Origin of the sequence: Paenibacillus sp. FSL H8-0048, from assembly GCF_038002825.1 — a bacterium.
In the GTDB taxonomy this organism is placed as follows: Bacteria; Bacillota; Bacilli; order Paenibacillales; family Paenibacillaceae; genus Paenibacillus_AQ.
The window spans coordinates 1,638,139-1,660,680 of sequence record NZ_JBBODF010000001.1 but is presented as its reverse complement, the minus strand read 5'-3'; the positions used below and the strand labels follow the sequence as shown (position 1 = coordinate 1,660,680).

The following is a 22,542-nucleotide window of genomic DNA, read 5'->3' as shown; positions in this document are numbered from 1 at the left end:
ACACTAGTAATAGATATATTAAACGTGGCAAAGAATGCCCCGCTCTCTTCTCTTGCAGAAGGAGGCGGGGTTTTGTGCGTTTAGAGATTAATCTCATTAGCTGAGCGGGGGAATTAGAGTGGGGTTTACAGAAGAACATGACTAATGGTTAAGCAAGCATTTGAAACGAAGAAAGGGGGAGCGGCTCGATGCACTTAAGCGGGGGCATAGCTATGGTAACCGCCTATTTGTTGAATGTGTATGGTGGCCGCTTACCGGACATTTTAACGGACTCCATCCTGAATATGAAGTTAAGGACTGGCGCGGCAGATCCTATTTTATCGATTTACTGTGGAAGGTTGGTTCTTCGCGTGTTGCATTTGAGATTATGGATTACGGATCGCATGGAACGGACCGGAGCAAATACCGGATGGACTTGAATCGCGGTCTCTTCCTGCAATCCCAGGACTACATGGTTCTCTATATCTCGCTGGATGAGATGAAAGAGAATCCGTCTTTCGTCCTCTCCACGCTGCGGAACGTTATGTCTCCTTATTTGTTGGCAGGAACGGCTAATAGTAGCACTGAGAAATCATATTCCAGAATTGAACGGGATTTGATGAGGTTAGCTATCCGTAACTATCGTGTCCTTCGTCCCGGCGATGCTGCGCGAGAGCTTGAGCTACACTACACCACAATTATTAAATACAGCCGTATGCTGGTGGATAAGAGGAAATTCCGACCTGTAGCGAGAGAGATATCTCCACGAGTTACATACTACGAGTACATAGGTGCAATTCAAAGTCCAGATCTGGTCTGAAAAACAGCGTCACCTGAATGTAATCGGAAAACCGATTACAATGGGCCGGGTGGGAGGTGTAGCCGGAAATGTAATCGGAAAACCGATCACATTGCGCCGGATGGGTGGTGTAGCCGGAAATGTAATCGGAAAACCGATTACAATGGGCCGGATGGGTGGTGTGGACGGAAATGTAATCGGAAAACCGATCACATTGCGCCGGACGGGAGGTGTGGACGGAAATGTAATCGGAAAACCGATCACATTGCGCCGGACGGGAGGTGTGGACGGAAATGTAATCGGAAAACCGATTACATTGCGCCCGCCAACGCTCACCGCACAGGCAGCTTCTCCCCGCACCCGCCATTCTCACGCCCCACCCCCATCCGCCGTTGGAAGGGAAACCGTCCCCTCCCTATACACCTTTCTGTACTGTGACGGCGTGTAAGAAGTAACCTTTTTGAATATCTTCGAGAAGTACAGCGGGTCGTGGTAGCCGACCGAGTAAGACAATGACTTCACCGACAGCCGCGACTCCGCCAGCAGCTCGCAGGCCCGCCGGATGCGTACGGTGGTCAGGTAGCCGGAGATGGAGAGGCCTGTCTCTTTTTTGAACAGCCGGAACAGGTAACTGCGCTCAATCGTCACATAGACCACCACATCCTGCACCGACAAGGAAGACTTCCAATAGTTACTCTCAATATAGGCCTTCGCTGACCCTACATAGTCCTTCTTGAGACTGGCCTGCTCACTCGGATAATACTCCATGTAATACGACAGCAGCAGATGAAGCGCCGCATCCGAGCGCTCCCTTACATACGGCTCCTGTTGATACCCCTTGACCTGCTCGAACATAACCCTGAAATCCTGCGGGGCGGCCGTTACAACGGGCTGCTCCGGTGAGATATGAATCATAGCAAGCAAGCGCAGAGCCTCCGCCCCGCTGAATTCAATCCAGCAATACGCCCACGGGTCCTGCGGATCAGGATAATAATACACCTCCGTCTGCGGAAAAATCATAAAGCTCTCGCCCGTCTCCACAGGGTATACCGCCTGGCCGGTCTTCAAGTAACCTCTGCCGCTTACGATATAATGCAGCGCATATACATCCCGGACGCCGGGTCCCCATCTATGCAGATTGGGGGGCTTGTACCCGTTCCCTTTTACTATTGGACCTTCACTGTGTCCGTATTCCATAGAGTTCATAGTCGGCACCTGTATCTTTCATCTTAGAGCTTCTGTTATTAGAAGCACTAAAGAAATTAACGAAAAGCAAAAAGAAGCGGAGGGGAAATTTGGAACTGTAGGAGCGGTAGCGACCGCCTGAAAGCTTTCCGCAGGAAAGCTCGCATCGTAAGCATCAGCTAGTCACCGGATTTCTACCGCGAAGAGCGGTTACAATCAGGAAATCCAAAGACAACAGCGGCCGGAAGTCCAAATGTTCACCGCAGTGACGACCAAGCTTCAAGTTCAAATCTTAAGTCTGTCTTCTATACTATAAGACGAATACAACAAATAAACAAAGGAAGCGTATTCAAAAATGACAACGCTTTCTTAAGAATGTGAACTTACGGCGCCCCGCCGCTTGCAGGTAAACTAAAGGTACGAGGGAGGAGCGCATATGGAATTGGAAACACAGCCAAGAAGTCCTGGAACCGGCGGAGGCCGGCGGTCGTTTTTATGGAAGCGGTTTAAAAAACAGAAAGTACTGCATTTGTTCGTTGGACTAGGCATGGTTTATCTGCTGATCTTCGCGTATACTCCGATGTTCGGCATTCTGATGGCGTTCAAGGATTACAGCATCTCCAGCGGCATCAAGGGAATCTTCACGAGTGACTGGGTCGGGCTGAGGTATTTCGATGAATTCGTCCATGACTATCAGTTCGGCAAGCTGGTCCGCAATACGCTGGTTCTTAGTCTGCTGAAGGTCATCTTTGCCTTCCCGGCGCCGATCCTGCTGGCGATTATGCTGAACGAAGTGAAGCACATGGCCTTCAAGCGGTTCGTGCAGACGATCAGCTATCTGCCGCATTTCATCTCCTGGGTCGTGGTGGTCGGCGTATCGTATGCCTTCCTGTCCACCGATGTCGGTGTCGTCAATAAGGCGCTGCTGGCGATGGGATTTGTGGATGAACCACTCGGTTTCCTGACCAGTCCTAACTACTTCTGGGGGCTGGCGGTAGGTAGCGCGGTCTGGAAGGAGATGGGCTGGTGGACGATTATTTTTCTGGCTGCAATATCGGGGATTAGCCCCTCGCTCTATGAGGCCGCAGAGATTGACGGTGCTGGCAGGCTGGCGCGAATCCGCTATATTACCCTGCCGGGGATGAAGGGAACCATCGTAGTTGTCCTGGTACTGACCATCGGGAGCATTCTCGGCGGCGGACTGGTCGGCTCCAACTTCGAGCAGGCCTACCTGTTCGGCAACAGCATTAATAATCCCACCTCTGAGATCGTCCAGACCTACGCATTCAGGGTAGGCTTAAGTGACGGACGGTTCTCCTATGCAGCAGCGATCGATTTAATTCAATCGGTGATCTCGGTAGCGCTGATTTTCTCCAGTAACTATATTGCCAAGCGGGTATCGGGCTCCAGTCTGTTTTAGAGAGAGGAGGGAAGGCTATGCTCAAGAGCCAGAGACAGAAGGATTTAGTGTTTGACAGCGTGATTTATGCAGCCTTGTTCATTATCATGCTTACTATGCTGTACCCGTTCTATTATGTGTTAATAGCATCATTTAATAAAGGCTCAGATTCGTTGCTTGGCGGGGTGTACCTGTGGCCCCGGAACTTCACCCTTGAGAATTACAGGATGTTCATGGATGATCCCAAATGGGTGCGGGCCTTCCTGGTGAGCGTACTGCGGACCGTCTCCGGTACCTTGCTCGGACTGCTGCTGACCAGCATTGTCGCCTACGGCTTATCACACCGGGATCTGTTGTTCAGCAAGGTCTATTTCACAGTGATTGTATTCGCTATGTACTTCTCCGGCGGACTGATTCCTTATTATGTGGTGCTGCGTTCACTGGGCCTTCTCAATTCGTTCGCCGTCTACATTGTCCCGTCCATGCTCAGCACGTTCTTCCTGCTCATTGCGATCTCATTCTTCCGTGAAATTCCCGGTGAGCTAAAAGAGTCAGCGCATATGGACGGGGCCGGGGAGCTTACGATATTCTTCCGGATTATCCTGCCGGTCTCGACGCCGGTACTGGCGACAATGGCCTTGTTCATGGGGGTCGGGCAATGGAACTCCTGGCTGGATTCAGCCTATTTCGTCCAGTCCGAGGAGCTGCGCACGCTGGCCTTCCGCATGATGGAGGTCATCAACAAGAGTAACTCCCCGATGGATTCCATTGCGGTGGCGAACAGCGCCTCGGCGGGGGTGACCAGCTTTTCCTTACAGGTGACCTCAATGGTCGTGTCGATTGTGCCGATTATCTGTGTGTACCCGTTCTTGCAGAAGTATTTCGTACATGGAATCATGCTGGGTTCGGTAAAAGGCTAGGACAGTACCTCAGTGTTCAAATGTTCCATCGCTCATACAGCTCATTATTTCAATCATGGAGGGATTCGCTTGAACAAAAGCAGAAGCTTCAAGATCGTGGCAGCCGCACTCTCAATGGCCGTAGTGTTATCCGCTTGCGGCGGTAACGGGGGAAATACCGATAAGCCCGCCCCGTCCGGCAGCCCGGACGCCGCCGCAGGCGGGAATGCAACCGCCCAGCCCGGACAGGTGAAGGAGCTAAGCCTCTTCATCGATGCGCCTTGGTATCCCGTAACGGAATGGAAGGGACCGGTTGCCGACAAAATCACAGAGAAAACAGGCGTGAAGCTGAAGGTCACGGTAGCCACCGATGACAAGCAGCTCCCGCTGATGATTGCCTCGGGCGATCTGCCTGATCTGGTGTTCACCTACTCCAATATTGACCGCTTATCCGACTCGAAGCTCTCCTATTCCTGGAATGAGCTGATCGAGAAGTATGCGCCGGATTTCAAAATCGACAAGACACGGATTGCCATCCATACGATGGATGACGGCAAATTCTACACCGTACGCAACTCCTTCGCTACCGAGGAGGAGATGAAGAACAGCAAATATTCTCTGGGCAGCGACGGCAACCCGGGCATCGCGGTCCGCGAGGATATTCTGAAGGAATTGGGCAATCCGCCGATTAAGACCCTGGACGATTTCGTCAAGGTGCTGGGGATGGTCAAGGAGAAATACCCTGATATGGTTCCGCTGATCATGGATAAAGACTGGATCGAGCAGTATTTCCTGGCCCAGTTCGGCACAGAGACGCTGCTGGACGGCTGGTATGAGCAGGACGGCAAAGTGGAATATGCGATCAAGCAGCCGAAGATGCTCGATTTCTTCAAATTCATGAACAGCCTGTACCGCAATGGCTATATCCTGGCTGAGAATTTCGCTCTGGCCAATGACCAGATCGATGACCAGTATGCCACGAACGGCAAGGCTTTTGCCCACAGCTATACTGTAACCACGGCGGATTCCGATAACATCAAGATCAAGAACAATCAAGGCAACTACACCTTCAAAATGCTGCCAAGCGTGCTGTCGAAGGATGCCAAGGTAGTCAGCTCCGGGCTTGGCTTCGCCGGAACCTTCATCACCAAGAAGAACAAGGACCCCGAGACCTCAATCAAGTTCATTCAGTATCTGGCAAGCGATGAAGGCAAGAAGCTGACGATGTTCGGTGTCGAAGGAGAGCACTGGACCTGGAATGAAGAGGGCCACCCTGATTTCAAATACAATCCGTCCGATGCCGACTTTGTGAACACCAACGGCATTAAGTGGTGGTATCTCTATAATGATGGGGTCACAGAGGGAATGCTGTCCTACGTGCCTGATCTGCAGAAGACCCAGGCGCTGATGGATCTGAAGTCGGTCCGCATCTACAAGCCTGAGATCGGGCTGATCCAGACCCAGCCGGATTCACAGGAGAAGACCATTAAGACCAAGATCGATGAGATGGTCAAGAATGAGAAGGTCAAAATCTATCTGGCTGAATCGGAGGAAGCTGCAGTAGCTGCCTATGAGAATATGCTGAAGAATGCGGAGAACATCGGCCTGCAGAAGCTTACCGACTGGGCGAATGAGACCTATCAGAAGAAGAAAGCATTGTTCGAATAAGCGAATTCCTGCCGGTAGAGACCTGTCTCTACCGGGTTTTACATGTTCATGATAGGATTAGAGAACACAAGTCAGGCACCGGAGGGACAGACCGCCGTGAGCATTGTACGCAAAATGATAGCAGGGTATATCCTTTTGATTTTTATTCCGGTAGTTGCGTTTGGCTACTATTATTACAGTAAGATCTACGACTCTGTAAGCGGCCAGTTTGTGGAGAGCCGTCAGAAGATTCTGGAGCAGGCCTATGCCAATATGAAGGCAGACCTGGCCCGGATTGATTCCACGCAGCGGATGCTGCAATACAATCCGTATGTCACCGATTATCTGGACGGCAGCTATGAGTCTGACGCTGAGAGTGTATATGCCTACAACCGTTACATCAATCCGCTCATTATTCAATCACTGAATATCAGTCCTGAGATTGAGTCGTTCAGAATCTATCTGACCAAGCAGGGGGTGTTGCCAATCACAGACCGGCTGCTTGAGTTGTCGTCACTGGATGCACAGGGGGCAGGAGCTGCCCGCCTGTTGCTGCCGGGACAGGGGAAGTGGATCATTCCCGATCCTGAGGTGGAAGCGCCCCCGCTGGTGTTCTATCAGAATATATATAACAATGACTTTACCGAAATTGTGGGACTGCTGGAGCTGCGGGTCAGCAGCGAGCTGATCCGCAAGTTCTACCGGGCGACCGGCGGAGGGGACTGGACCGCGCTGCTTCTGCCGCCGGAGGGCAAACCGCTGGAGCGGGAAGGCATTCCCGCAGCGGTGGACGATGCCACCTGGAGAAGACTGGCCTCGGGAGAAGCACAGACCTATTTTATCAACCGGGAGGTCATTGTTAATCAGTTATATATGAAGGAACTGGGTGTACGTGTCGCCGTCATCGGCAAGGTATCCGAGGTGTTCCGCTCCATCCGGAGCCAGGAGCTGGTGATGATTACGACCTTTGCGGTGCTGCTTGCGTTATTGTCGTTCGCCTATTACTCACTGGCTTCAACGATTACGAAGCGCGTTCTCCGGCTCGCCAGGCATATGCGCAATCTGAACGATGACAACCTGAAGCAGTCGGTCAGCAAGGAGGATAAGCCGGGCCGCAGGGATGAGATCAGCTTCCTGACCGAGACCTATAATTCAATGCTCCTGCGCATGGATGAGCTGATCAACAATGTCCACCGGGCCGAGCTGCGCAATAAGGAAGCCGCTTACAAGGTGCTTCAGGCCCAGATCAAGCCGCATTTTCTCTATAATACGCTGGAGACCATCCGCATGCTGGCCGAATCGAACAACGACAAGGAAGTGGCGGAGATCTCTTACTGGTTCGGGAAGCTGATGCGCTACAGCCTGTCCGCACAGGACGATCATACCGTTCTCTCCCAAGAGCTTGAGACGGTGGTCTTTTACCTTAATATTCACAAAATGCGGCTGCAAAAAAGACTCACCTATGAGGTCGATGTCGCTGTGGCTGCCGAGACCCTGATCTGTCCAAGATTCATCCTTCAGCCGCTGGTCGAGAATAGTATTATTCACGGAGCTGCCGTGACGCTGCGGCCGGTCCATATTCTGATTCAGGCCAAGGAGACGGCGGAGGAGATCCGAATCAGTGTATCCGACAGCGGTATTGGTATTCCTGAGGAACAGGTGCGGCTTATTCGCGCCCGGTTATCCCGCGGGGAAGAGATGAATACTCAGGAAGAGGCGGAGGGAGGCGTGGGCCTGTATAATGTCAGCGAGCGGATTAAATCATTTTATGGCGGGTCCTCACGGCTGGTACTTGAGAGTGAGGAGGGCAAGGGGACCAGCCTGACCATCATCCTATCGAAAGGGGCGGCAGAGCAAGCATGAGAATTCTGATCGTAGACGATGAGCCGATTATCCTTGGAGGGCTGGTGAAGGTGATTGGCGGAGCCGCGCCGGCCGGAGCGGAGATCCGCGAGGCGGGTGACGCCTTCGAGGCGCTTCAGATTATGAAGGAGTATATGCCGGATGTGACGGTAACGGACCTGCATATGCCGGAGAAGAACGGGTTCGAGATGATGGAGGAGGCGAAGGAGAACGGTTTATGTGAACGCTTCATTATTCTTACCGGACATGATGACTTCGAATATGCCCGCCGGGCGCTCCGCTACGGAGTAGTGGACTACCTGCTGAAGCCGGTGGATAAGGAGGAGGTAGCCCGGCTGCTAAGTCGGGTGAACCGGAATCTTCCCTCTATGAACAGTACGGACTGTCCGCCCCATGCCAAGCGGATTCTTGCCTATACCCGGCTGAATTATATGAATGACCTGTCGCTGGATCATCTGGCCGAGCTGATGAATCTTCATCCGAATTACATCAGCAGCCTGTTCAAGAAGGTCACCGGCGATACGTTCGTCAATTACCTGAATACTACCCGGATCAAGGAAGCACAGAAGCTGCTAAGCCTCCACCGGGATCTGCCGGTAGTCGAGATCGGACGCCGGGTCGGGTATGAGAACAAGCATTACTTCAACAAGGTGTTCAAAAAATACACCGGCAGCACCCCGGGAGCTTACCGTGACAATCACTGAAGCTTGCGTGCGGCCGGAGACCGGGCGCAAGGATGGGGCATGCTGTACCTACACGCCCCTCTTGGCCTTCATGCACTTGAGCTTGTAGGTACGCCCGTAGGCCTTGCCGTATCTGACGATCCTCTCCAGCATCCAGGTATCCTTCAGCTTGGTGAACGGGCAAGGATCGGGGGCGGTGTTCACTTCCAGAATCCAGGGAGTCAGCCTCCGGTCCAAGGCCAAATCCAGGCCGATTTCCTTAAGTCCGGGATAGGCAGAGCTTAACTGGATGGCGCAATTCACGCCAAGTCTGTTCATTTCGGCAAGCAGATCGCTGCGCTTCCCGGAACGGGTGTAAGCCTTCAGCAGCGTCTCCACCGGATAGATAGTTCCGCCCTGGCTGCCATTCGTAACCACCTTTTGCGGATGAGCCACGCGTCCCGCCGCTCCTGTAGCCTCCCACTTCCCCTGAGGATTACGCTGTACCATCACGCGGATATCAAACGGCCGTCCGCCGTAAGTCAGCAGCCGGATGCCCTTTTGCACCAGATAGGACCGGCCCCCGGTCTCCGCCAGGAGGGCTTGATATGCCTCGCTGTAATTACTGAATGTGTGTATCCTTGTCCCTGCCTGATAGCGGTATGACCACGTGGTCCCCGAATCAGCTTCGCTTCCGCCAGTGCGGCTACCACTCCGCAGCATCCGCTGTTCAACCCGTATGACCCCTTCGCCTAACGAACCGCAGCAGGGCTTAATATAGACCATTTGATGGTTTTGCAGCATGGCCTGGAGTACTCTCCGGCTTAATTTTCGGGTCTCCGGGATATGCCGCTTTAATTCAGCCTTCTTCGCCAGTACCGTTGTCTTCGTTAATTTATTGGATATGCGGCTGATTTGCTCCTTCATGCTGCTCCCCCGTTCTATGGACTCTAATAGGCTATAGTACGGTACAGAGCCGGATTTGGCTTGGGCGGATGCCCCGGGGCCGAACACACAGGCAGATGAATACATAGATTATTGAAGGTATTCATCCGGGGGCTGCGTTCAGGCAACCGGTGCGGGAGGCGTCGAAAGGAATGGCGGAGCAGTGGCGGGATAAGGTAAACGAAGTAATCAGGTACTTCCCCTGGTACGAGGATCTCATTGGCAATGAGCACGTGAATTATAGTCTGGAGCATCTTCCCCTGATGACTTCGGAGCTGCTGGACACTCATTATTATAATAATGAACCCGATGCCTCTCTTGCCGTCTACCGGACCTCGGGCACCAGTACAGGACGGCGCAAATCAATCGTCTATTCGGAAGAGGATGAGCAGCATTATATCGATATCAAAACCAGGCTGTTCGGGGAATTGCTTCAGGGAAGCGGATGTGCCAGGGCGCTGGCGGATATGGGGACCGGACATGCTGCGGATACGGCGCTGGCTATTTTTGCACGGCTGGGACTGGTGAACAGCTCCATTCCCTTCGAGTTGCCGGTAGAACAGCATATTGAGCGTATTCAGACTTTCAGGCCCGACCTGCTGTACACCATGCCTTCGATTTTGGATCATATCGTATATGCTGCGGAGGACCCCCGGACGTTTGGAATCCGCAAAATCATTCTGGTCGGCGAGATCGCCACCCGGGAGTGGCAGCAGAATATGGCCCGCCTGTTCGGCCTGAGACCGCAGGATATTACCGATACGTACGGGTCCATTGAAATCGGCACAATTGCTTATTATTCGCATGAGCTGGGCCGGTATCTGCTGGCTGAAGGCATCGTCGCCGAAGCTGTGGGAACGGAGATCATAGGGGAAGGACTCGGCCCGCTGGGCGTCGGCGAAGGCATTCTCGTGCTTACCTCAACCGTGCGTAAGCTGCTGCCTGCCCTCCGGTTTGTCACCTATGATGTCGTGAGGGATTTCAGGACCGTGCAGATAGAGGGCGCGGAGCGGCAGAGCTTCCAGTCTATCGTCAAAAGAGTGGGGCGTGAACTGAAGCACGGGGAGAAAATCAGCATCTACGATATTGAACAGGTCGTCTACCGTCATCTTCAGCAGGCCAGGGTCCGGGTCGGGGTCAGCCATAATGCATTATCTGTGTATATCCAGAGCAGGTCAGCGGCTCCCTCCTGCGTTCCGGTCATCAGGGAAGAGATCAGGGCATGCATCCCGGAGATTGGTCTGATGATCGCAAATCACCTGCTTGACGATATTGAGGTCATTCTGACGGCAGAGGACGGGGAGCTTGCGGGCGGGCAGGTGAAGAACAAGAAGCTGTATTATGAGAAGGAGAAGAAGAAGGAGAAGGAGCAAATGCAGGGAAGGGCGGAGCCCCGGCTTAACAACGGGATATTATCGGCTATCGGACATACACCACTGCTCAAGCTGGAGCATCTGTTTCACGCCAGCAGGTTCAGCGTATACGCTAAGATGGAGCTGATGAACCCGGGAGGAAGCGCTAAGGACCGCCCAGCCTTGCGGATGATCCGGGAAGCCTGGAAGGAAGGTCTTATCGGACCGGGGACCGTTGTTGTAGAATCCAGCTCCGGGAATATGGCGATCAGCCTGGCCATGATATGCAAGCAGCTCGGGATGACCTTCATCAGCGTAGTGGACGCCCGAACCACCGGGATGAATCTTCAGATGCTGAAGGCGCTGGGTGCGGACATTGATTTCATTGACCGCCCCGATCCTGAAACCGGGGAATTCCTGCCGGCCCGGCTGAAGCGTGTGCAGCAATTGCTCGCGGAGATACCGGGCAGCTATTGGCCGAATCAGTACGCTAGTCCCAATAACTATCTGTCCCATTATGATACGACCATGCCGGAGATCGTGACGGAGCTGGGGCAGGTCGATTATCTGTTCTGTAGTGTCAGTACCTGCGGAACGATAAACGGGCTGGCAGAATACGTGAAGGACAAGGGACTGCGGACCCGGATTGTGGCGGTGGATGCTGAGGGTAGTGTTATTTTTGGCGGCCATCCGAAGAAGCGGCTCTTCCCTGGACTGGGTGCCGGTATTGTGCCCCCGCTGCGCAGACTGGACCTGATCGACCGGATTGTGCATGTGACTGATGCCGATATGGTGAAGGGCTGCCGGGCGCTGGCCCGCAGGGAATCCATTCTGGCCGGAGCCTCCTCCGGGGCAGTGCTTGCTGCTATCCGGCAACTTAAGGAGGAGATTCCTCCCGGCGCAGTCTGTACCGCCATCCTGCATGATAAGGGAGAACGGTATCTCGATACGGTCTACTCGGATACCTGGGTTCAGCGCCAATTCGGAGCGGAGCTGCTGTCAGCTGCGGAAGAGTTCATGGTGTGACCACAACAGGGTGGATTTTTACGGGCAGCTAGCTAATCAAACCTTACTTTACCGATTCAGATATAGTCATCACCTGGGAAGATGGCCTATGGTATGATGGACATAATCGTAATAGCAGCACTGCCCGTGATTTTACACCCCATTAACATGCTTCATATGTTCGCGTGATATAACTGAAACAATCGGTTATAAGAGGAGAAGATGAGATGAAGCTAAGCAAAGAGGAGAGATCGTGGATTCTGTACGACTGCGGGAATTCCGCCTATTCCATGGCAGTGACTACAGCGCTGCTGCCGATTATCTTCGGGATGTTCGAGAATGTGGGCAGCAGCATGGACCTGGGGTACTTCAACTCGATCGCCAGTATTTTGGTGGCGGTCCTCAGCCCGATTCTGGGCACGATTGCCGATTATAAGGACCGGAAGAAGCGGTTTTTTATTTTTTTTGCTGCGCTCGGTATCCTTGCCACTGCCTCCCTGGCCTTCGTGTCCCCGGACAGCGGTCAATGGCAGCGGCTCGTCGCCTTTTACATTCTGTCAGCGGTCGGCTTCGCCGGGTCCAACATCTTCTACGATTCCTTCCTGGTGGATATTACGGAGGATGAACGGATGGACAAGGTGTCTACCCGGGGGTTCGCCTACGGCTACATCTTCAGTTGTATTCCGTTCGGCATCAGTCTGCTGCTGATCTTCCTGCTGGGAATGGACAAGGCCATCGGCTACCAGATCGGGTTCATCATTACGGCGCTCTGGTGGGGACTGCTGACGGTGCCGATGATCCGGGATGTGAAGCAGAGATATTATATCGAGCCTGAGCCGAAGCCTGTGGTCCGGAGTTTTCAGCGTATCGCTGACACCTTCAGGAATATCCGCCAGCACCGGATGGTCTTTGTGTTCCTGCTTGCTTACTTCTTCTATATTGACGGAGTAGATACGATTATCAAGATGGTTGTGCCCTACGCCACCTCCGTCCTCGGCACAGATGCCCTGGACACCTTCACGCTGCTGGGAATTCTGCTGATCATCCAGATTATTGCCTTTCCCTGCGCGATTCTCTATGGCAATCTGGCCAAAAGCTACTCCACTCGGAATCTGATTATTGCTGGAATCTTCACCTACGTTATCTCTTGTATCGCAGCGTTTTTCATTACTTCGGTATGGCATATCTTCCTGCTGGGTGCGCTGATCGGCTCGGCACAGGGTGGTATTCAGGCGCTCAGCCGGTCCTATTTTGCTAAAATCATCCCGAAGGAGAATTCCAATGAATTCTTCGGGTTCTATAATATTTTCGGCAAGTTCGCGGCGATTCTCGGCCCTGCCTTAATGTCTCTGACCACTACCTTGGCGGGGGATGCCCGCTATAGTATTTTGTCGATTATCCCGCTCTTTCTGATCGGCTTCTTCATCTTCATTACATTGCCAAAGGGGACATAGTATGGAATTCACCGGACTGCAACCGCAACCACCCTCGGCAGCCAAGCATCTGATCGTTATCTCCTATGATGCCTTCTCTGAAGATCACTGGGAGATGGCCAGCCGCCTGCCCAATCTGTCGAAGCTGATCACCAGCGGTGCCTACAGCAACCGTCTCAGAAGTGTCTATCCCACGCTCACTTACGTGGTACATACGACCATTGCTACCGGCGTCTATCCGGATAAACACGGTGTCTATCACAATAATCCGCTGCAGCCGTTCGTGCCGGAGGAGGAGCAGCGCTGGTTCTGGTTCCGCGAGGCTGTTCAGGTGCCAACCATCTATGATGCGGCGCGTAAGGCGGGGCTGAGTACAGCGGGACTGCTCTGGCCGGTAAGCGGCAAGTCCTCGATTCAGTATAATATCCCGGAGATCCGTGCGCTAAAAGGGGAGAATCAGGCGCTCAAGGTACTGCGAAGCGGCAGTCCCCTTTACTGCGCCCGGCTGGAGCTGAAATACGGACGGATCAGGCAGGGCATCGCGCAGCCGCAGCTCGATAACTTCACCACGAGGTGCGCCGCCGATACAATTAAGCGCCATAAACCGAACCTGCTCATGATGCATCTGATTGACCTGGATGACACCAAGCATCTGTACGGCACGGACAGCGGGGAAGTAGACGAGGTCATTCTGCGGATGGATAATCGGCTGGGGGAGATCATGCAGGCGGTAGAGGATGCCGGAATCCGGGAGGAGACGGTGATAATGGTGCTTGGCGACCATGGTCAGTTCAACGTACGCTACAAGCTGCATTTGAACAATCTTTTGCAGGCTAAGGGGCTGATCTATGATAAGGACGGCGTGATGCACTGGCGGGCCTACTTCCAGAGCGGCGGCGGTTCAGCTTATCTGCATGTGCGGCCCGGAGATGAGGAGGCGCTGCGGCTAGCCTTGGCGGCGGTGGATGAATATAGGAGCGGCGGGGGCCCCGGAATTGAGAGCGTGTATGGAAGAGAGAAGCTGGACCTGCTTCACGCCAGTCCGGTGGCAAAAGTTATGCTTGAAGCGCAGCGGGGCTACAGCTTCGATGAGGCGCTGGCGGACACGCTGGTCACCGATCTACAGGCGGCGGGCATACGCTATGCTACGCATGGTTACTCGCCGGATGCAAGCGGATACCGCTGCAATCTCATCATCGCAGGCGCGGGGATCAAGCAGGGCTATTCCATCGGCGGTCTGGAGATGGTCGACATCGCCCCGACGATGGGCCGGATGCTGGGACTGGACTTCGGGCCGGGGGACGGGCGTGTGCTGGAGGAGATTTTTGAGGAGTAGCGGGGGATAGTGAGCGGATTAGTAATGATAGTGTGAGTGATGGATAGTATGACAAATGGTAAACAGGATGAATGGTAAAAAAGGATGAATGGTGAAGAGAGAAACTTGTCCCAGTCTAATCAGGTTGTCCGCGCTCGCGGCCGCCGGGTTAGGCTTTTTTGTTTATTGTACCCGGCAAATATGATGTTAGTTTGCTTATGCGGAGCTGCGGTGTGTGGTACGAGTACGCGCAGGTCAGATGTATGTGGAAAACCGAACACAATCTGCTGCGGCGCAGTAGAGAGGCGTTTACCTCAGAAAATAGGTGGATTTCCTCCACTTGCTGATGAACGAATAAGCGTTTCCCGGACAACAGTTGTATAAACAACACTTAATTTCAGCGAATGCAGCCGCAGAAGGCCCAAACAAACTATTTTAGTTGTACTATTTCCACTTGTTTCCTTATATTTGCCTGAAGTGGGCTGATTAAGATACGTTTTTCCACCTGTTTGCGGCTAAGAATGAGACGCCCTGCCTGCGGACATGCCTAGGACCTTGGACACGAATATACGTTGGAGGAGTAGCCACGACTGTAATTTAAATTTAAATTACCGTTGACATCTTGCCTTTGATCAAATATATTATCCATAAGAATAAAAGTTTCCTTTGGGAAACAATTGTGTTTATGAGAAACAATATACACAATAGATTCATTAAATTGCTATATAGATTGAACTTGAAAATATATGTAAAGGGAAAAGTGGCGGAGGGGAATTTTGGAACTGGAGGAGCGGTAGCGTCCGCCTGAAAGCTTTCCGCAGGAAAGCTCGCATCGTAAGCATCAGCTAGTCACCGGATTTCCACCGCGTACAGCGGTTCGAATCAAGAAATTCTTACGACAACAGCGGCCGGAAGTCCAAAACTTCTCTGGAGTCACGGCCAATCCCAAATCAAAAAATCATTAGTTCAATTTATATAGATAGACCAAACAAGAGACGGGGTGCAGACATGATTCAGATTAAAGGCTTGAACGTTGATTATTTCGGCAATTCAGCGCTGGAAGGAGTGACGCTCGATATCCCCTTCGGGCATTCGGTCGGCATTATCGGGCCCAATGGTGCGGGGAAGTCTACGTTCATTAAGGCGCTGCTGGATGTGATCAAGAAGAGAAGCGGAACGGTGAAGGCAGAGGGCAAGGACATTGCCCTGTACAGACGGAATATCGCCTACGTGCCGCAGAAGAACGATATTGACCTGACGTTTCCCATTACTGTTAAGGATACGGTGCTGACCGGAACCTTTCCGAACCTGAAGCTGTTCCGGCGTTCAGGCAAGAAGGAGCGGAATATTGCGGAGCGCAGCATGGCGATGGTGGAGATCGGTGACCTTGCGGATAAGCAAATCAGTAACTTGTCCGGCGGGCAGCTACAGCGGGTGTTTATCGCCCGGGCGCTGGCCCAGGAGGCCAGTGTGTTTTTCCTGGATGAGCCGTTTGTCGGCATTGATATGGTCAGTGAGCGCATCATTGTGAACCTGTTCAAGCAGCTCCGTGAGGAAGGCAAGACCATTCTGGTGGTGCATCATGACCTGCATGAGGTCGAAGAATACTTCGATAAAATCATTCTGCTCAACAAGCAGCTGATCGCCTTTGGAGATGTGCAGGATACCTTCACCACAGAGAATATCCGCCGAGCTTACGGTACTTCCTTGGGCAATGTGATGATCCAGGGGGCAGGAGGTGCCGCTCATGCTTGAGTCCTTATCCGGTCTACTGAATATTCCGGTATACGCCCTGAACGCCGGGTTATCTGCGATTATCCTCGGGATTGTCTCGGGGGCGCTGGGCAGCTTCATCGTTCTGCGCAAAATGTCGCTGATGGGCGATGCCTTATCTCACGCGGTGCTTCCGGGCGTCGCCCTGTCTTATATTCTGGGCATTAACATGCTGCTGGGCGCTTCGTTGTTCGGACTGTTAGCCGCTATTCTTATTCAATTCATCACCAGCCGCAGCAATATCAAGAGCGATACCTCCATCGGCATCATTCTCAGCTCGTTCTTTGCACTCGGTATCGTCCTGATTACATTTGCCCGCAGCGGGCTGGATCTCACCCATATTCTGTTTGGCAATATTCTGGCGGTTCCGCAATCCGAGCTGCTGCAATCCTTCATCATCATGCTGGCGGTGCTTGCCATTATTACACTGCTGTACAAGGAGCTGCTGATCAGTTCATTCGATCCGGTGGTAGCGAAGGCGTACGGGCTGAAGACCGGCTTGTATCATTATCTGCTGATGATGCTGCTCTCCGTAGTGACCGTCTCCTCCTTGTCCCAGGTCGGGATTGTGCTGGTCATTGCCATGCTGGTCATCCCGGCAGCCACCTCGTATCTGTGGTCCAATTCCTTGCTGCATATGATCGTATTAGCGTCCGCAGTTGGGGCAGCCTCGGGGATCATCGGCGTATACGTGAGTTTCCGCTACAATCTGCCGACAAGTGCAACAATCGTGCTGGTAGGCGTCACCCTGTTCAGCATTTCATTCATCATATCGCCCAAGAATAATTTTCTGCGGAAAGGACTGAAGCAAGCATGAGACGTACCAATCGGATTCATATCGTCAAAATCATAACCGTATCCCTGCTCCTTATCTTACTCGCAGCATGCTCCAACACCAGTAAGGGGGGAGCGGATGACGGCAAGCTGCAGATTGTGGCCACGTATTCGATCATTGCAGACATGACGCGGAATATCACTGGAGATAAGGCGGACGTCTACAGTATGGTGCCTATCGGCACAGATCCGCATATGTATGATCCGCTACCCGCAGATACAGGCAGGGTTTCCGGCGCGGACCTTATTTTCTATAACGGCTTGAATCTGGAGACCGGCAAGGGCTGGTTCCAGGATCTGCTCAAGGTGACCAAAAAGGAAGCGGCCGCGTTTGCTGTCTCCGAAGAGGTCACGCCGATGTACCTGACCGAGAAGGGGAAGGAGTCCCAGGTTGACCCTCATGCCTGGCTGGATATCCAGAACGCGGTCAAATATGTGGATGTCATTACCGCACGTGTGATCGAACGGGACCCGGACAACAAGCAGTATTATCTGGATAACCAGACCGCGTACGTGAAGGAGCTGACGGAGCTGGATCAGTATGCTAAGGAAGCTGTGAGCAAGGTCACGCAGGAGAAGCGCGTGCTGGTGACCAGTGAAGGGGCCTTTAAATACTTTTCCCGGGCCTATGGCTTCGAGTCTGCCTTCATCTGGGAGATCAACACCGACAGCCAGGGAACACCGGAGCAGATGAACCGGATCATCGGCATCATCAAGGAGAAGCAGATTCCGGCGTTATTCCTGGAGACGAGTGTCAATCCCAAGACGATGGAGACGATTTCCCGCGAGACCGGGGTGCCGGTCCACTCCAAGATTTTCACAGATTCTCTGGCTAAGGAAGGCGAAGACGGAGACACCTACCTGAAGATGATTAAGTGGAATATCGATAAGGTGATTGAGGGCTTGTCGAAGGAATAGAAGGATATCTATATTTGAAAAAGAAGCTGCAACCACAAATAACCCGCAGAGCCGGATAGCCTTGATGATCCTTGCCTGCGGGTTATTTGTTATTCGGTAACAATTCCAAGCACGAATCCGTCATAACCCTTGCTGCCTACCGTCTGCAGTGCAGTAGCGTCTATACGCGGCTCTGCGGAGAGCAGCTCCATGAACTGCCGGATGCCTTGAACCCGGTCATCCGCACTGCCCGGGTCAATCACCTCGCCGTCACGCACCACGTTATCCGCTACGATGACCGCGCCCGGCCGCGCCAGCTTCAGCGCCCACTTCAGGTAATGCGGATTGTTCGGCTTGTCGGCATCAATGAAGATGAAGTCAAACGGCTCACAGCCCCGGGCTTCCAGCAGCGCCAGCGAATCCAGAGCCGGACCTTCCAGCACTTCAATTTTGTCTGCTAACCCCGCCATTCTAAGGTTATCCTCAGCTACTACAACATGCTTGTGCTCGAATTCCAGTGAGACCAGTCTGCCCGTCTCCGGCAACGCCCGCCCCAGCCAGATGGTGCTATAACCGCCCAAAGTGCCGATCTCCAGAATGTTGGATACCCCTTTCATCTTGGCCAGCAGATACAGCAGCTTCCCCTGATTGGGAGCGACATCAATATTCGGTAAGCCGGCCCCTGCATTCGCATCCAGCGCAGCGTCCAGGACCGGATCTTTCGTCAATAATCGGTCATTGAAATAAGTGTCTACGTTGCTCCATTTGTTCTGTTCTTCCATGTGAATCCCTCCGTTAGTTGTGTTTTTGTATTGTTGTATTGGATCTGCTTTAAATATAAGGTAAAATCATTCATAATACTAATATATGTTAATGGTTTACTCATAATAATAAGTTATGAATAAAAGCTATGAATAGGAGCGTAATTATGAACATTCACGCACTGCGGCTTTTTTATTATGTGGCCGAGACGGGAAGCGTCACCAAGGCAGCAGCCCGGCTGAGGATCAGCCAGCCTGCAGTTACCAGCCAAATCAAGAGGCTGGAGAAGGATTTGGGCCTAGCCCTGTGTAGTCCCAGCGGCCGGGGCATCTCGCTGACTCCCTTCGGGACAGAGCTGGCGAAGCAGGCAGGCAATCTCTTCACCTATGAAGAACGGATAGAAGAGTTCGTAGAGGATTACCGCCAGGGGCGGAAGGGGAAGCTGCGTATTGCCGCCACCTATCTTCCGGCGAATTTCCTGGTCCCGGGCTGGGCCGCCCGGTTCAAGGCGGGGCACCCGGAGATGGAGATTGAGATTACCACCACCAACTCGGCGCAGGCCTTTGAACAATTGCAGCGTCATGAAGCAGATGTCGCCTTTTACGGGGGCGGAGCCAAGGAGAAGCCGGAGGATGTCGACTGGCTGGAGCTGTTTGAGGATGAGTTGTGGTTTGTAGTGGCACCCTCCCACCCTTTTGCCAATAGTACGGTATCACTGCCGGAGATGATGCAGGAGCCGTTCGTGATGCGTGAGGTAGGCAGCTCCACCCGGGAGCGTCTGGTCTCGCTTTGTACAACCTACGGTCTGAAGCCGCCGCGTGTGACCCTGCAGTTCAGCGGACTGGGCGAGGTGATCCGTTCGGTTATGGCAGGGTATGGCACCAATTTCATCTCCTCACTGGCTGTGCGGGACTATGTAGAGTGGAAGCAGTTATGCCGGGTACATGTGGAGGGCATTCAGCTTAGCAACCATATTGCTGTCTGTACACGCAAGAACGAGACCCTGTCAGCCGGGCTACAGCGGTTTATTGACATCTGCCGGAAATGATGAACAACAATAATATATTCTTTTTCGATTAAAATATATTGATAAACAATAAATACTATGCTAAGTTATACTCACTCTAACAAGTGAGGTGTATGTGTGATGAACCGTAAGCCAGGCTCAACCACGTTTCTGAAGGCGGTACTTATTCTGTTCGCGCTGGCTGCGCTGGCCTTGTGTATCTTTGTGGTCCCTGCCATATCTGACTTCGCGGCGGAGCTGTATCCAGACCATTCTTACATCCAGGTGCTGGTGATGATAGATCTGTACGGGGCGGCTCTGCCGTTCTTCATTGCACTGTCCCAGGCCTACAGGCTGTTAGGCTTCATTGACCGTAATGAGGCTTTCGCTGAGGGTTCGGTGCGGGTGCTGAAGCATATCAAGCATGCGGCTGTATCGATTAGCGGAATGTTCACCTTGGGGCTGCCGCTGTTCTATCTGATGGCGGAGAAGGATGATGCCCCGGGCATTATTGTGATCGGGCTGATCCTTATTTTCGCCTCCATGGTGATTGCTGTATTCGCGGCGGTACTCCAGAAGCTCCTGAATGAAGCGATAGCATTGAAATCTGAGAATGATCTGACAGTCTGAGGTGGCGACCATGGCGATTATAGTGAATATTGATGTGATGCTGGCTAAGCGGAAAATGAGTGTGACCGAGCTAACGGAGCGGGTGGGAATTACGATGGCGAACCTGTCCATCCTTAAGAACGGCAAGGCCAAGGCGATCCGCTTCTCAACACTTGAGGCAATATGTAAGGCACTGGACTGCCAGCCGGGGGATATTCTGGAATATACAGCGGATGCTACAGAATGATGGGTAACGGGAGCGGGGAGGGGACGTTATTGAGAGCCGTGATAAGGCTGCTGCACTTCGGGTATCATCAGGCGATGAGCTGTATCTTTCCGGTGGCGATCTTCGGGACTCTCATTCTTACGGACACGTTCCGGCTGCCGTTCATCCACCGCTATGATCTGATTCTGCTGCTCCTGCTCACTGTGCAGTACCTGATGTACCGGAGCGGGCTGGAGACGCTGGATGAGATCAAGGTCATCTGTGTGTTTCATGTGATCGGTCTGGTGCTGGAGCTCTATAAAATCCAAATGGGCTCCTGGGCGTACCCGGAGCCCGGCTATACGAAGCTGTTAGGCGTTCCGCTGTACAGCGGATTCATGTACGCCAGCGTGGCCAGCTTCATGTGCCAGATCTGGCGTAGGCTGCAGATGGAGCTGACCGGCTGGCCGGGCCTGGCTTCGGCAGGACTGCTGGGCGGCGCGATCTATCTGAACTTCTTCACCCACCACTTCATTCCCGATTTCAGATGGTGGCTGACAGCCCTGGTCGTGATAATTTTCTGGCGTACCTGGATCATCTACCGGGTGCAGGGCAAGACATACCGGATGCCGCTTGTGCTGGCTTTTGCCATTGTGGGGTTCTTCATCTGGCTGGCCGAGAATATCGCGACCTTCCTGGGGGCGTGGCAATACCCGGACCAGCACGGGAGCTGGCAGCTGGTAGGCTTCGGCAAGATCAGCTCATGGTTCCTGCTGGTGATTATCAGCGTAATTATTGTCGCCCAGCTTAAGCATGTGAAGGCCGGCCGGAGCGGGTCCAGATAGACATTCCCTCCAGCGGATAACGGAAGGACGGCCCGGTTCCGCCCGAGGCGGATGGAATTAGCGAGCATTGTTCCCCGTGTGAATCAAGGGAGAATAGCTGCTCAATGTGATAGACACCGGGAGGTGGAGCTGACTCGTAGAGTCTTAGTGCAACTCCGGCCGCCGTTTGAGCTGTGATGGATGCTTCATGTACGCCTGTAATGCTGTATTCTCTGGAAGCGGCTCTGCCGTCCTTTGTGCCGTAAGCATCCACTTTGACCGCATAGCGCTCCGAGCCGAAGCGGAAGCGGGTGAACGCCTGGACCGCAAGGTTGCGTAGCGTCCGGTTACGCAGCAGACGGGACAGTCCGGTGCGGCGCAGCAGCGCTGCTGCTGAGGTCATGCTCCGGGAATCGAAGCAGAGCCGGGTCGAGACAGAAGGGACATTAAGGATCTGAGGCAGAGTCATCTGATCCGAAAAAGGAAAGCGGTAGGCGCGGTGCTGCCGCAAGTCAAAGCCGAAATCAGCAGCTGTGGCTTCTGTGAAGCTGGAGACGGTACGCGGTCTGCCGTGTTCGGTAATCTCGAAGTCGGCTCCGAGATTGTCCACCGTCCACTCCATTGCCGCCTGTCCATGGCTGTCGCCCAGCCCCAACATGATCGAGATGCCGATCTGCTCCGTATGGTCCAGCTCCTGGACGGCACGTGCCGCAAGCAGGTTCGTTAACCCCGGAGCGAGGCCGACACTCAGCACTGCCGCTGCCTTGAGATTATGCTCCACAGGGTCTAGCCTTTGCAGCATGGTCAGGAAGTCTCCGCTTGCCGAGACATCTACATAATGGGTGCCGGTCTGCAGACAAGCTTCAGCCAGCCGCGTGTCCTGCTGATCAAGGCACATGATGACCAGCTTGACCTTCTCCAGCAGCTTGGGTTCCAACGGCAGGTCGGCGCTCAGCTGGAGCGGTTTCACTTTCCCTCCGGTGCTGCGGGAGAATTCCTCGGCCCGGTGCAGGTTTCTTCCTGCCGCGTATACCTTGCCGGGGTGCCGGGCCCCGAGCAGCCGGCAGATCTGTGACCCGACATGGCCGTAGCCGCCGATTACTACTATATCTGTTTTCATGATTATTCCCGTCCTTCGTGGTGGATTGC

At 53.3% G+C, this 22,542-nt stretch carries 21 protein-coding genes; 16 read left to right on the top strand and 5 right to left on the bottom strand.

The window, feature by feature from the left end:
* Window positions 1-160 precede the first annotated feature (160 nt).
* Entirely contained in the window at window positions 161-799 is a 639-nt protein-coding gene (locus NSU18_RS07425; RefSeq protein WP_341148679.1) for a hypothetical protein, read from the top strand.
* Window positions 800-808: 9 nt separating this feature from the next.
* Here the strand turns inward: NSU18_RS07425 and NSU18_RS07420 are convergent, their stop codons facing one another.
* Both NSU18_RS07420 and NSU18_RS07415 read right to left on the bottom strand, forming a co-directional pair.
* Window positions 809-1,114 carry a hypothetical protein gene (locus NSU18_RS07420; protein WP_341148678.1) on the bottom strand — a complete coding sequence of 102 codons (306 nt, stop codon included), beginning with the start codon at window positions 1,112-1,114 and terminating at the stop codon, window positions 809-811.
* A gap of 33 nt (window positions 1,115-1,147) precedes the next feature.
* Window positions 1,148-1,984, bottom strand: coding sequence for an AraC family transcriptional regulator (locus NSU18_RS07415; protein ID WP_341023256.1), 837 nt, complete (start codon window positions 1,982-1,984; stop codon window positions 1,148-1,150).
* A 415-nt stretch (window positions 1,985-2,399) separates the two neighbouring features.
* Here NSU18_RS07415 and NSU18_RS07410 point away from each other — a divergent pair, with 415 nt between their 5' ends.
* The 5 genes from NSU18_RS07410 to NSU18_RS07390 all read left to right on the top strand — a co-directional run bounded on the left by NSU18_RS07410 (window position 2,400) and on the right by NSU18_RS07390 (window position 8,475).
* Window positions 2,400-3,383, top strand: coding sequence for an ABC transporter permease (locus tag NSU18_RS07410; protein WP_341020805.1), 984 nt, complete (start codon window positions 2,400-2,402; stop codon window positions 3,381-3,383).
* A gap of 17 nt (window positions 3,384-3,400) precedes the next feature.
* The gene (locus NSU18_RS07405) at window positions 3,401-4,282 is read left to right on the top strand and encodes a carbohydrate ABC transporter permease (protein ID WP_341020807.1); all 882 of its coding nucleotides are present in this window, start codon (window positions 3,401-3,403) and stop codon (window positions 4,280-4,282) included.
* Between the two features lie 69 nt (window positions 4,283-4,351).
* A complete protein-coding gene (locus NSU18_RS07400; RefSeq protein ID WP_341148677.1) occupies window positions 4,352-5,929 on the top strand; it encodes an ABC transporter substrate-binding protein in 1,578 nt (525 codons plus the stop codon).
* Between the two features lie 96 nt (window positions 5,930-6,025).
* Window positions 6,026-7,771 carry a sensor histidine kinase gene (locus tag NSU18_RS07395; protein WP_341148676.1) on the top strand — a complete coding sequence of 582 codons (1,746 nt, stop codon included), beginning with the start codon at window positions 6,026-6,028 and terminating at the stop codon, window positions 7,769-7,771.
* On the top strand, window positions 7,768-8,475 hold the full coding sequence (locus tag NSU18_RS07390; protein ID WP_341020814.1) for a response regulator transcription factor: 708 nt from the start codon (window positions 7,768-7,770) through the stop codon (window positions 8,473-8,475). Before NSU18_RS07395 ends, NSU18_RS07390 begins: the two co-directional genes overlap by 4 nt.
* Window positions 8,476-8,523: 48 nt before the next feature.
* On the opposite strand, the gene NSU18_RS07385 is transcribed toward NSU18_RS07390, so the two are convergent.
* Window positions 8,524-9,360 carry a YheC/YheD family protein gene (locus NSU18_RS07385; RefSeq protein WP_341020818.1) on the bottom strand — a complete coding sequence of 279 codons (837 nt, stop codon included), beginning with the start codon at window positions 9,358-9,360 and terminating at the stop codon, window positions 8,524-8,526.
* A gap of 170 nt (window positions 9,361-9,530) precedes the next feature.
* Between NSU18_RS07385 and sbnA the strand changes: the two genes are divergently transcribed.
* The 6 genes from sbnA (at window position 9,531) to NSU18_RS07355 (ending at window position 18,008) form a co-directional block, all read left to right on the top strand.
* Window positions 9,531-11,756 carry a 2,3-diaminopropionate biosynthesis protein SbnA gene (gene sbnA / locus NSU18_RS07380; protein ID WP_341020821.1) on the top strand — a complete coding sequence of 742 codons (2,226 nt, stop codon included), beginning with the start codon at window positions 9,531-9,533 and terminating at the stop codon, window positions 11,754-11,756.
* Window positions 11,757-11,962: 206 nt separating this feature from the next.
* Window positions 11,963-13,189 (top strand): MFS transporter, encoded by a 1,227-nt coding sequence (locus tag NSU18_RS07375; RefSeq protein WP_341020825.1) that lies wholly within the window; start codon window positions 11,963-11,965, stop codon window positions 13,187-13,189.
* 1 nt (window position 13,190) lies between these two features.
* A complete protein-coding gene (locus NSU18_RS07370) occupies window positions 13,191-14,504 on the top strand; it encodes an alkaline phosphatase family protein (protein WP_341148675.1) in 1,314 nt (437 codons plus the stop codon).
* A gap of 990 nt (window positions 14,505-15,494) precedes the next feature.
* Entirely contained in the window at window positions 15,495-16,238 is a 744-nt protein-coding gene (locus NSU18_RS07365) for a metal ABC transporter ATP-binding protein (RefSeq protein WP_341150999.1), read from the top strand.
* Entirely contained in the window at window positions 16,231-17,073 is an 843-nt protein-coding gene (locus NSU18_RS07360) for a metal ABC transporter permease (protein ID WP_341148674.1), read from the top strand. Before NSU18_RS07365 ends, NSU18_RS07360 begins: the two co-directional genes overlap by 8 nt.
* Before the next feature lie 20 nt (window positions 17,074-17,093).
* Window positions 17,094-18,008, top strand: a complete 915-nt coding sequence (locus tag NSU18_RS07355) for a metal ABC transporter substrate-binding protein (RefSeq protein WP_341150998.1) — start codon at window positions 17,094-17,096, stop codon at window positions 18,006-18,008.
* A gap of 89 nt (window positions 18,009-18,097) precedes the next feature.
* Here NSU18_RS07355 and NSU18_RS07350 read toward each other — a convergent pair whose 3' ends face one another.
* A complete protein-coding gene (locus NSU18_RS07350; protein WP_341148673.1) occupies window positions 18,098-18,769 on the bottom strand; it encodes an O-methyltransferase in 672 nt (223 codons plus the stop codon).
* 146 nt (window positions 18,770-18,915) lie between these two features.
* Here NSU18_RS07350 and NSU18_RS07345 point away from each other — a divergent pair, with 146 nt between their 5' ends.
* The 4 genes from NSU18_RS07345 to NSU18_RS07330 all read left to right on the top strand — a co-directional run bounded on the left by NSU18_RS07345 (window position 18,916) and on the right by NSU18_RS07330 (window position 21,414).
* On the top strand, window positions 18,916-19,797 hold the full coding sequence (locus tag NSU18_RS07345; RefSeq protein ID WP_341148672.1) for a LysR family transcriptional regulator: 882 nt from the start codon (window positions 18,916-18,918) through the stop codon (window positions 19,795-19,797).
* Between the two features lie 99 nt (window positions 19,798-19,896).
* A complete protein-coding gene (locus NSU18_RS07340; protein ID WP_341020833.1) occupies window positions 19,897-20,385 on the top strand; it encodes a DUF2975 domain-containing protein in 489 nt (162 codons plus the stop codon).
* Window positions 20,386-20,395: 10 nt separating this feature from the next.
* A complete protein-coding gene (locus tag NSU18_RS07335; protein ID WP_341020834.1) occupies window positions 20,396-20,611 on the top strand; it encodes a helix-turn-helix domain-containing protein in 216 nt (71 codons plus the stop codon).
* A gap of 29 nt (window positions 20,612-20,640) precedes the next feature.
* On the top strand, window positions 20,641-21,414 hold the full coding sequence (locus tag NSU18_RS07330; protein WP_341148671.1) for a DUF817 domain-containing protein: 774 nt from the start codon (window positions 20,641-20,643) through the stop codon (window positions 21,412-21,414).
* Here NSU18_RS07330 and NSU18_RS07325 read toward each other — a convergent pair.
* Complete coding sequence (locus NSU18_RS07325) at window positions 21,377-22,513, bottom strand: saccharopine dehydrogenase family protein (RefSeq protein ID WP_341148670.1); 1,137 nt, start codon at window positions 22,511-22,513, stop codon at window positions 21,377-21,379. The two genes, NSU18_RS07330 and NSU18_RS07325, sit on opposite strands and share 38 nt — an antisense overlap.
* Window positions 22,514-22,542: the final 29 nt, after the last annotated feature.